At 33.4% G+C, this 11,971-nt stretch carries 10 protein-coding genes; all 10 read right to left on the bottom strand.

Going from position 1 to position 11,971, the window contains the following annotated elements:
• Position 1 precedes the first annotated feature (1 nt).
• Complete coding sequence (locus GNY06_RS08140) at positions 2-952, bottom strand: capsular polysaccharide synthesis protein (protein WP_166519616.1); 951 nt, start codon at positions 950-952, stop codon at positions 2-4.
• A 4-nt stretch (positions 953-956) separates the two neighbouring features.
• A complete protein-coding gene (locus GNY06_RS08135) occupies positions 957-1,916 on the bottom strand; it encodes a glycosyltransferase family 8 protein (protein ID WP_166519615.1) in 960 nt (319 codons plus the stop codon).
• A 62-nt stretch (positions 1,917-1,978) separates the two neighbouring features.
• On the bottom strand, positions 1,979-2,899 hold the full coding sequence (locus GNY06_RS08130) for a glycosyltransferase family 2 protein (protein WP_166519614.1): 921 nt from the start codon (positions 2,897-2,899) through the stop codon (positions 1,979-1,981).
• A gap of 9 nt (positions 2,900-2,908) precedes the next feature.
• The gene (locus GNY06_RS08125; RefSeq protein ID WP_166519613.1) at positions 2,909-3,460 is read right to left on the bottom strand and encodes a serine O-acetyltransferase; all 552 of its coding nucleotides are present in this window, start codon (positions 3,458-3,460) and stop codon (positions 2,909-2,911) included.
• A 16-nt stretch (positions 3,461-3,476) separates the two neighbouring features.
• Positions 3,477-4,553 carry an acyltransferase family protein gene (locus GNY06_RS08120; protein ID WP_166519612.1) on the bottom strand — a complete coding sequence of 359 codons (1,077 nt, stop codon included), beginning with the start codon at positions 4,551-4,553 and terminating at the stop codon, positions 3,477-3,479.
• A 1,710-nt stretch (positions 4,554-6,263) separates the two neighbouring features.
• The gene (locus GNY06_RS08115; RefSeq protein WP_166519611.1) at positions 6,264-7,202 is read right to left on the bottom strand and encodes a glycosyltransferase family 2 protein; all 939 of its coding nucleotides are present in this window, start codon (positions 7,200-7,202) and stop codon (positions 6,264-6,266) included.
• Positions 7,203-8,477, bottom strand: coding sequence for an ATP-grasp domain-containing protein (locus tag GNY06_RS08110; RefSeq protein WP_166519610.1), 1,275 nt, complete (start codon positions 8,475-8,477; stop codon positions 7,203-7,205).
• Between the two features lie 3 nt (positions 8,478-8,480).
• Positions 8,481-9,563 carry a DegT/DnrJ/EryC1/StrS family aminotransferase gene (locus GNY06_RS08105; protein WP_166519609.1) on the bottom strand — a complete coding sequence of 361 codons (1,083 nt, stop codon included), beginning with the start codon at positions 9,561-9,563 and terminating at the stop codon, positions 8,481-8,483.
• Complete coding sequence (locus GNY06_RS08100) at positions 9,560-10,996, bottom strand: lipopolysaccharide biosynthesis protein (protein ID WP_166519608.1); 1,437 nt, start codon at positions 10,994-10,996, stop codon at positions 9,560-9,562. The genes GNY06_RS08105 and GNY06_RS08100 overlap by 4 nt, the downstream gene beginning before the upstream one ends.
• Before the next feature lie 9 nt (positions 10,997-11,005).
• On the bottom strand, positions 11,006-11,965 hold the full coding sequence (locus tag GNY06_RS08095) for an NAD-dependent epimerase/dehydratase family protein (RefSeq protein ID WP_166519607.1): 960 nt from the start codon (positions 11,963-11,965) through the stop codon (positions 11,006-11,008).
• Positions 11,966-11,971 lie beyond the last annotated feature (6 nt).

The raw sequence follows: 11,971 nt of genomic DNA, 5'->3' as shown, positions 1-11,971 counted from the left end.
TTTAATTATATAAATCTTTTAAATTTCTAACCTCAACATGGGTTCCCTTACGAAGCACTTCTATCAATTTTTGTACGTCCATTCCTTTATAAGTAAGCTTGTGTATAGTTGTCTGATTAAAAATTTCTTCATAAGTGATAAACTCACAACCTCCGCTCAATTTTGTTTGTAAAAAATGCGGAATCGTATCGCTGATAATCGGACATTTCTGGTCTCTATACTTTCCGCTGATCAATTCGGTATATAAGATCTGAAAAAAGAAATAATCACTAATAGCATCCTGAGTTTTCCAATAATACAACAATAAATCCAGCAAGACGGAAACCAAGACTGTATTTCTATGAGCAAAAAAAATACTGCTTAACATTTTTACTTTAAAATCGGGACGCCACCCCCAGTAATAGGCATAAGAATTCATCCACTGTTTCTGATACTCTTCGCTAGGATTTCGCTGGTATACAAAATGATCGAACATCGCAAACGATGAAGGTAAAACCCCTGTAAACAAAACGGTGGCATCTATCCACACCCCACCATAAGCTTTTAAAAGTGCCACTCTTAAAATATCTGAAAAGAACGTTAGGTTGAAAACAGGTCCCTCTTTCTTTTTCCAAATAAAGTCTGGTAAGTCTATGTAATCCTGAAGTGTTTTATCGCTTAACCTAATTATTGTATAATCTCCTTTATATTGCTCTACAGAATCAAAGCATATTTTAACTATATCCGGCAAATTTTCAGCATCTACTCCTTGCCCCCAATACTGCCAAATAATCTTATGATGAGATAAATCCTTCTTAGGTTTCAAATCATATTTTTCAATCTTCCCGGATTGGTAATCCTCAATAATAGGCTTCCAAAAATCTGTTATTTTACGATGCTTTTGAAGAATTTTTCTTTCTCTCCAATAGCTCCAGACCTCTTTAATAAAAGTGGGAATATATTTATATGTCATAAATTTATTGGGGTTTAGAGGATAATGTTTTTACGGAAAAAAATCTATAGCGGTATATATTTCGTAATAAACTAATTAAAAAATAACCCATAGAGGTTTTATAAAACCTATACAATATCCATATTTTTTTGTTCACCTTCGATTCCTGCCTTATTTCCAAAGGTAATTCTTCATAATATGACCACCAAGTATCAAATTTTATGGTAAATGTATCCCAAGGCTTAGCTCCGGTATAATGAATAGTTCCGTGCCGGAATACCCGCTGCAGATCTTCTTCAGAATAACGATTTAGGAATGCTGTTTTATATTGGGGTAAGAAAAAAGTTCTAATACTATTATAGTAAGGAGGGAGGGCAATAATTTTCCCTACACACAACTGATTGAGTACATCCTGATCCGGAAATTGCAAATGAGATGCTTTCGCCGCCTCCAGTAACTTAGGCACCATGTGATCTTTTCTCATTTGATCTAAATTTATAATAAGAAAGCCTGAATTAATATACTCTCCTGGTGTACAACCTATAGATTGCAGATAGGGAATTTGAAAATCCAGAGTAGCTTCGAATACTGCAGCTAAATAATTTTCTCCTAAATCCGTTTTATGATAAAGTTCTGCTAAATCATTTCTTACAACTACATCACAATCAATATACATCACCTTATCATATTCATATAACAACTCTGGCAATAATAAACGATAGGAAGCTGCTATGGTATAGCGCTCATCCACATAAATATCCTGAAGCTTCCCTGTTAAATTTATAAAAGAATAGCGAACTCTATTTCGGGTTAGATGTAGGAATTTATCCTTCATAGCCTGAGGTAATTCTTCAGTTAGCAGACATATGATATGGAAATTTTCTTCCTCAGGAGAATGCTTTAGTATAGAATATAGACAGGTTGCCGCCGGAATAAAATAATTCGGAGTAAAAGCCAAGACAATAGGAGTGGATCTGGATATCATTAAATTTTTAAACAAAAAATTAGAAACATTTAATCATCTTGCCAATTTAACTTAAATTTATCTTATTTCAAAAATTTATCTCTTATATAACGCAAAATCATCCCATAACGATCTTTAGGGGTAAGAAGTGTACATTTATTTATCTGATTAAGATCTGAAAAACCTAAATTCTTGATCACCAAATTATAGTAGTCGTATTTACATTTTGGATATAAGCAACTCCATTGAATATGATGATAACAAAATTTATCAATGGGGTTATTAGGTTCGGTATAATTAAGATTCTTTAGCCAGGTAAATAGCATGGTAATGGCTTCTAATTTCTGTTTTAGATAGCCTTTATTACTGGAGAGATGAATGGAAGAGATTCTGAATTTAAACAACATTTCTTCCGTATTAGCCATTCCGTTTTCGGCCATATCTATAGTAGAGGCAATATCAGATCCAAATGCAAAAGGAAATTCTATAAACCTTTTCTTTTTAAGTGCTTCAGTCTTGAACATATAGTTCCCCATACAGGTGAATACCGTTGCATTCTTCCAATAATAAACATACTGATATTTACTACAATACTGTGGTAATACCCCATCTATTCCTATTAAACTGTCATTTTCATCAATCTGCTCGACTCCGGATCTTATTACATCGACCTGTGGATATTTTTCCGCCAAAGCCAAACACTGTTCTAAAAAGCGGGGTGCATACAAATCATCATCTGCAGCCAATATCAGGTATTCGCCCTTAGCATACTGAAGGCAATGGTTCCACTGTTTTACTAAACTTGTTTCACCTATATTATGTTCATTGCGAAAATAAGAAATTCTAGCATCGTCAAAACCAGAGACGATCTGCCTTATATTCTCTGGAGATGCATCGTCCACAATAATGAGTTCAAAATCTGAAAAACTTTGTGCCAAAATACTCTCTATAGCCTTTTTTAAAAATTTAGCTTTATAGGCGGGCACTATAAAAGATACCTTCATCACGTCAAATTATACATGTTCATATTGATATTTTTTGGAAATAATTTTCGCTGGGATCCCTACCACCGTAACGTTTTCTTCCAAAATAGATTTGGTAACAACAGAACCAGCACCAATCTTAACTCCATTGGCAATGGTTATTCCTCCCAAAATTTGCGCACCTTGTCCTATGTCGACATGGTTTCCGATAACGGGTGATTCATCTGGGAAAGTCCCTTTACTACCTATACAACAATTTCCATGAATGGTACAATTTCTACCGATTCTAGACTTTGGATTAATAATAATAGACCCATAGTGATAGATTTTCAAACCTGGCCCGAAACATCCTGCTGGAATAAAAAATCCCAATTTACTTCCTAACAGATTCTTCTTGCGTTTATAATAATATTTTAACAAGCTATGCGGACGATGAAAACTATAATATTCCTCTTTCCGTAAATATTGGATGAACTTACGCAACCAATATTGCTCAGATTTGAGTAAATAATCCAGTAAATAACCTTTGGATAAAAATGGATAATAATCCATTCTATCTCCATATATGTATCTTTTTTTCATATCGAATACTATTTAATTAAGAATTTATATTAGCCATTCTTTTATACAAACTTTTTTGAGAAAGAATATTGAGCAAAGGCCTTTCTAACCACGCATAAAACAAACTCCCCACTAATACAGCAGCGCCTAACAATAGGATATCTACTATATTGAGAAAAACATCAAAATCCATTGTAAAGTAATTTTTAAGTAAAAGAATTTTGGGCTTAAAAAAGGCAGCATAGTAGTGGATGAGATAGATACTGTAAGAAGCATCTCCTATAAAAATCACGCGCCTGTAAATTTTATTCTCAACCTGGGGGTTGGTGGTGATAGAGAATATACAGATTACAATAAACGCAGGTATTCCAAATATCAAAACTCTAGGCAGAGTTATTTTTGCATTTAGATACAAAATAGAAATCGCAATCAAAAGCAATAATAAAAAACTTAATTTATAGTTTAATTTCACCTTATGCCTAAAATACATGAAAAAATAATAACAGACAATTCCCAGTGCGAAATTGAGCAAAAGGCTATCCCCTATAATATAACTAAAATTGACCCAACCCAATAGATCTCCTTGTAAACCCGTTATATTAACTATTCCTACAACAAATACAAGAAAAATAACATTCATCCCCAATAACCTGTCTTTACTGGACATCATTAACATGAAAAAAGAAAACACATAATAAAACAACATTTCATATACCAATGTCCATCCTGGTCCTAATACAAGGTGATAATCAGCATCATTGTCAAAAGAAGGAAACAATAATAAATTGCCCAAATAGAAATAGAAACTTTTAAGCCCTTCTGCTTTTATATTAAAAATCAATAAGGGAATGGCAAAGAGAATGTAAATCGGAAAAATTCGAATGATTCTTTTTTTTAAGAAATACACCGCATTTTGGTAACAATTCCCAACCGTGAACTTCACCGTCAAACACATCATAAAACCACTGAGAACAAAAAAAAGATCGACACCAAACTTAGCCCCAAATTCTACAAAACAATCCGCTAACCAACCATCATTCCATATGTGGCATATTGCCACTAATATCGCGGCAATACATCTTATAATTTGTAAAGATTTTATTTTATTGCTCATTTTTTATTTTGGAATTGTTATCAATCAACATACCCTGATGCTCTCCTGTTAAATACGCCTACATACAGCAATAATTTACTGATTATCCAAATTATTGAAGCCCTTGTTTATTCTTTAAGCTTTTATCCATTAGTCTTTATTTTCCTCCGACTCAAGAATACCAATAGGTACTATTGAAAATCTATGGTTGTCTCAAAGAATTATTTCGGAGAAATGCATATCCCTGACAGCTTGTTTTTAAACCATATCCTATGATCTCAATTTCTGAAAACACGAATACTTGACATTATTTTTAGGAATAAAGCATACTGTATATGTTTTATTTCTATGCTTTATGAACAACTGATGCGTTATATAAAACCTAGAATAATGAACTGACTGCTATATAGTTGACATAAAAATAAAAAGCTACTATACTCAAAAGGTGCAAGTGTTAAAAAATAAATTCTAACGAAAGGATGGATTCTCTAAAAACAGGTGAAAATAGTATGACTGCGTTTTAAAACATTTAAAAGTTAGTAAGAAATCCACGGGTAAAGTTAAAAACCGGGGAGACTTTCATTGACTTTGTTTTATTAATCGCTGTGGAATCCTCGATGATGGAGGATATAGGAACTATAGATCTAGCTATTGGCATGACCAAGCTATTTATTGTATTGAGAATATTTTTCATATTTTATTTTATGATTTTGTTGGATGATTATTAATCTTATGGTGCTCTTTTGGTAAGTTTACATGCCTGTATCTAATGGATTCTCTGAAAACTTGACCAACGTGATTTTAATTTTGAATTTTTAGGATATTTCTACATCTTTTTTCTTACGGAGTTAAACAAAAATATAGAAGTAATTTTCCACCTCCTTCCTATCGTCTATCGGTATAAAATTTCGTTGAAATAGAATTTTGTCTCAGTACACTCTAGATTTGATTTGGAATTAAATATTTTTTTCATTTTATTTTTTTAGCGATTAATTATATGATAGGTTCGTATTATTTGATAGTATTAGGCTGAGAATTTTTATAAGCTCCCAACACCTAAATGTTGTACATAATAACAAATATAAAAATACAATAATTATATGAAAACAAAAAATATTACCAAAATATATTAAATAATAATATTTTATTAGTACAATATGATTATTTAATAGACGGAAAAAAGAATATTCTTAAAAAGCAGAACATTTAATAAATAACTAAAAAACAATTCATTAACCCCAATATTATACATATCGCGAATCTCAACGTTCACCAAACGCTGGTTACACTAGTGATTTTGGGAAAACGTTATTTATGTTGTAAAAAATATGATTTGATCAAAGTAATGGAACAAAAAATACCACTATTCTCTTTCAAAATTACTGTAAACATTCTTAAAAAAAGAGTATAATGGAAGTTTAAAGAAACCTCTTTAAATGGTAAAAGAATCTTATGAAAATTCAGGTATTGTTCAGATCAAATCGCCAAAATCTTGAAGAAATACGATCAAGGCATAAGTAGTGGAGCAACCTGTCGGATGATCGCTCCTGCTTCTCCGAAGAAACACCTCTGAGAAAACCTGATCAACATGAAATTGAGCGCTTACTGTATCATACTTATCCTTGTGCTATTCTGATTCAAAACTATTGTGATCTTGCCAACTGGAATGATGACCCAGAAAGATATGCGTTCATGATCACATATTAAAAAACCAGGATATCTTTTTAAATTTTATTGGATCCGTTTCAAAAAGTTACTCAGCTTTTCTCGAATTATTTTAAATATCAAAAAAGGATCGTAATAGATACATTTAAAAAGATATTCTAATCTATTTGTTCCTTTTATATTGTTGTTGCGGAACAAACCAAAATAACTGACACTGATAAGATGATGGTGTATTTTAGTATAGATAGGCTTATTAAATGCTCGGTTGAAACTATTTAAGTATTCAATATATCGGAGTGTGTTTTGCACCGAACTTTTACTAATAGCGCCGCCTATATGTCTTCTGTAACAAGAAGTATAATCCGTCAATCCAAATGCTTTACCAGATTGAAGTATATAGATCAGTAAAGGCGTATCTCCATATAAAAAGTTATGTGCATTATAAAATTGCCCATAAGCCTTTGCATGATCATCATTGCGATATACAAAAGTCGAAGTATGCGCAATCCATGTGCGTAAGAATTCTTCTCCTAAGTACTGTCTGTTTTCCACAATAGGGGTTAAGATGCTCACCTTATTTTCGAGATCATCTTCATAAATGGTATCTACATTGGTAAAGATCAGTTTATAGTCTGGATTTTTTTCTAAAAAATCGATCTGTTTTTGAAGCTTGCAGGGATCAATCCAAAAATCGTCACCATCACATAAGGCCACATATTCCCCCTGGGCTTGAGCTAAAGTTGAAATAAAGTTAAAAGAACTACCTCTATTGACGGTATGGTGAAGATACTTAATTTTTATATTTTCTGGAATCACCGTGCTTTTTAGAAAATCACGAATGATTTGATCTGTATTATCTGGCGAATGATCATTGGAAATAATAAATTCAATTTCCCCATTATATCTTTGCGATAATACGCCCTTTAAACAATCCTCTATATATTCATCATGACCATATGTTATCGTCACCACGCTAACACTGGGAAAGCTTGCCTTTGTTTCCATTTATTTAAGTAAGATTTCAATATTATCCGGTGCAAAAACAGGTATATTAAGATTTTCTTTTACCTCTTTTCTCTCAGTAAAAGAATCATCTATAAAAATGCTTTTTCTATTTTTTATATACTTAAACTTATGATCCTGTGCGTCTAAATGTACCACCTCATCAAAAAGGTGCAACAGCCTATATTTTTTCAAAGATTCATAAATATCATGGGCATGCTTTGTAACCAATACTAATTTCTTATTTTCATTAAACGATTGATATAAAAACTTAACCAACTCCAGATTCACTTTATTTTTTATGATAATACAATCATCAAAATCGGTATAAACAGTCTCATATTCTATATTGGTTTTATATTTATTGTCTAAAGCTCTATCCAACTCAATATCATAGGTGTTTTCAAGAATTTCTATATCTTGATCAAAAGCATCGAGAAGAGATAACAACGCAAAATTAACCCCCCTATTCCGATTTAAAGAAGAAGAGCCTCCAAGCCTAGGGGCCACCTCTAATAAAGTTAATTCTCCTTGGACATTGTATTTTAACTGAACAAACCAAGCTCCTCTAAATGTTAACCTCCGATTTATATTTTCGACAATCTGCCGGATCTTACCCACCTCAGTTTGTACCATTTTTGTATTCACACTTATCCCATTGCTTATCCTGTCTCTAATGCGAGGACCACAATATCTCAAATTTCCATATCTATCCGTAAAACAATCTACCGTCATCTCCGCTCCAGGAAGATATTCTAAGATCAAACAATGCGGATAATGCTCCAAATGAAAATGCAATTCTTTTAGCGAATGTACTTTTCTAACTCCTCGAGAGCCATAACCGATATTGGGTTTAAGAAATAATGGAAAGTCAATCTCTTTTATATTTGAAAGTGAATAAAGCTTCGGGCACTGAATGTAAGATTCGAGAGCCTGATAAGTTTTTAATTTTGATAAACATATCTGATTGGTCTTATCTTCACTACCTATAATTTTACACTTAATACGGGATGCTACTGAAGAAATCTTGGAAATAACGCTATCCATTGCAGGATAAATAGCATCTATCTTATATGCTTCCACGAGAATGTTAAGTTGCTCCACAAAAGCTTCTTCATGATAAAAAGGTAAATCTCCAATATAATGTTCATATACAAATTTACCATGATCGTCTACACTATTGGCTCCGATTAGATGAATATTTCTACAAAATTTTAAAGACTTATGTATTTCTAGAGCGATTTCAGAACCACACGGAAAGACTAAAACATTTAGCATACCTTAATTATTTTGTGTTCTTAAAATCAGCCTACAGATCCAATCGACTTCCTCCAGGGTTAAATCATAATACAAGGGCAGGCATAAGACCCTTTTCGATATGTCATCAGAAATGGGCATAGGAATAGAAGGGAGGTAAGGCAGACTATTATTAAGACTGGGATAAAAATAACGTCGGGTAAAAATTTCATGATTATCCAAAACAGTCTTTATTTTTAACAATAAAGACTCAGACTCTAAAATAAAGGGCATATAGGCCGAATTATTTTCTGAATGAGGATGCCATATAGGCCTACAAGCTTTAAATGTTTGAAGTTTCTGCTCGTACCTTATCATTAAAGATTTTCGTTTTTCAATCACACGCTCAACCCATTGTAAATTGGCCAGTCCCATTGCGGCATGAAACTCTGAATTTTTACCATTACACCCTAATTCTGAATACGAATCGTAGCCGGAAATTCCAAAATTTCGAACAAAGGCTAATTTCTTCAATAAATCAGGTGCTTTAGTAATTAACAGACCTCCTTCTACAGAATGGTATAGCTTGGTGGCATGTAAACTACAGGTGCTAATATCTCCAAACTCAAATATTGATTTTCCCTTAATCTTAACGCCAAAAGCATGTGCTGCATCATAAATTACCTTTAATTGATACTTTCGTGCAATCTCATCAATTTTCTCCACATCACAAGGATTACCATACACATGAGTAGCCAGTATTGCCGATGTATTCTCGGTAATAGCGGCCTCTATTTTATGGGCATCCATATTCAAGGTTTTATCATCTATATCTACGAAAACAGGCCTACAAGATTCCCAAACAATAGAACTGGTGGTCGCCACAAATGAAAAGGGTGTGGTAAGAATATCACCCTTTAAATCCAAGGCTTTTATGGCCATTTGTAAAGCAATGGTTCCATTGGTTACAAAAAGCAAATGGTTTACCCCCAAATAATCCTTTAACTCTAACTCTAGCTGACTTGCTAAAGGGCCCATATTGGTAAGCCAATTTCGTATCCAAATACCTTCCAAAAATTTACTATATTCTTGCTGCGGCGGGAGGAAAGGTTTTGTAACAGGTATCATTTTTTTGAAATTAAGTTTTTTATTAAGCTGAGTTCTCTAAACTTCAAGAGATAAGTTATTCCAAGATATACGGATAGAAATAATACACCAATCACCATTAATCTTATAATATCCTGTTGAGCGTAGAGTACCTTTTTATCTAAAACCCACATCATCAAGCTGGTAACAAAAGCAATAAAAACACTCGGAAATATCTCTTTCAGCTGTTGAAAAAGATTATAATTCAAAAACTTACCCGTATAAAAAGTATTAATAAAAAGAGAGATCACCGATATCACAACCTGCCCCCATACCAATCCATACATACCGAATGGAATCGCTATAATCACTACCAAAACAATAATAAGTTTTTTAATAATTTCTAATTTTAAAAAAAGATCCGATCTTCCTTTCACCTGAAGTATGTTCAAATTATACGCATGAATGGGATATAACACTCCTGCGAGGGATAAAATTTGAAAATAAGGAACAATGGGCAACCATTTTTCTGTGAATAGAAAGCGTATTAGGGGTTTGGCCTCCAGAATCATAATACCCGCAAGAGGAGCAATACCAAAGATCGCTAACCTCAATATCTCTTGATATGAGCTTTTTAAGCGTTGGTCATCATGACTTATTTTCGCGAATAGGGGAAAAGAAACCCTATTCAGTATAGACGATATATTGTTAATGGGAAATTGCTTTAAAGCATCTGCTCTATCATAATAACCTAATTCTGTAGACGAAAACTTTTTTCCTATAATAATAGGATACAGATTATCGGATACAACATTTAATAATGAAGAAAGCGTCATCCGAATACCGAAACCAAAATGTTTTTTAAATTTTAATTTGTCGAAGATAAAAGAAGGTCTCCATTTACTATAAAACCAATATTGAAGGGTACTTACCACATTTTTAATCAATGCCGAATAAACCAAAGACCAGACCCCGAAACCCAACCACGCAAAAAGTATCCCAGATATTCCGCCCATTAAAATAGAGGGCATTTTAATGAGAAAAGTCGTTCTAAAATTCAATTCCTTTTCAAAGCGAACCGATTGTACTGTAACAAAAGAGTCTATAATCAAGATAACAGCATATACTCTTATCAGATTTTCAAGAATAGGCTTATGATAAAAGTCGGCAATCAAAGGAGTCAACATAAAAATAACACCATATATGATACTACTCATGATAACATTAAACCAAAATACCGTCGAAAGGTCTCTATTATCTAGCTGTGGGGTACGAATTAAACTACTCGCTAATCCTCCATTAATTAAGACCGAGGAAACACTCATCACCACATTAAACAAGGCGATAGTACCAAAATCCTCCGGCAATAATAGTCTGGCAAGCATCAGATTTACTCCAAAAGCAACGATTTGTGAACTGAATTGATCTGCGACAGCCCACAAGGTGCTCCTAACGGCTTGTTTCTTTAACTCCATGGATTCAGCTTATTTCATAAATTCGGCTTCCAACATCCTCCTCAGCCCCGTCTCAATACTATAGGGGGGCGTAAAGCCAGAAGTCCTCATCTTAGTCGAGTCGTACTGAGTGACAGCACAAAATTTCTTTACCCTCACTGAGCTTATTTTAAGTTTTTTCCGAGTTAACCACGCTAATACATCGAAACCATAACCTCCTAACATTCCTAATATATAGGGTATGTGTAGGGTGGGAATACTTTTATTTAAAATTTTCCCGGTATGATATACTAGATCATTGGTAGTGAAATCAGGTTTATCCACATAGTTATAAACATTATAGCCTTCTTTTTTCTCACAAATTAAAAAATGAATAAAAGCTACTATATTTCCAATATAGGACATAGATTTTGAGTTATTCCCTTTACCAATCATCATAAATCTGCCTGTAGCAATCTGGCTCAGCAGATTATAAACATTTCCCCTATTCCCCTCTCCAAAAATGACGGTAGGGCGAATAATATTAATATTCCAATCGGGATGTAGTTTGTGCCATTCTTGTAACAGTAACTCTGCTTGCCATTTACTTTTTCCATAATGGTTAAAAGGATCCGCCGGAAAAGATTCATCGGGATTATCTTTATCCAAACCGTATATGGCTACCGAACTGGTGAAAATAATACGCTTGATGTTATGGGCTTGCATCGCTTCAAGGGTATTTTTCATGCCCTGTACATTCACATCATAATATAAGGAAACCGGAGCAACATCATCGCGATGCTCTGCTGCTAGTAACACTACAAGATCGACACCTTGCAACTGACTTTTTAACAATACTTTATCTCTGACATCGCCTATTTGTGTAATTTCAGGAAATTGTGTACTATCTCTTTTGTCAATATTCAATACATCTATCTCTTTTGAGGCTCGCAAAAAATCGATTAAACGGGTCCCTACAAAACCGGACCCTCCAATAATTGTAATTTTCATAATTTA

The organism is Elizabethkingia argenteiflava, assembly GCF_009904105.1.
Classification (GTDB): domain Bacteria; phylum Bacteroidota; class Bacteroidia; order Flavobacteriales; family Weeksellaceae; genus Elizabethkingia; species Elizabethkingia argenteiflava.
The sequence above is the reverse complement of the archived record's forward strand: the minus strand, read 5'-3'. Positions and strand labels throughout refer to the sequence as shown.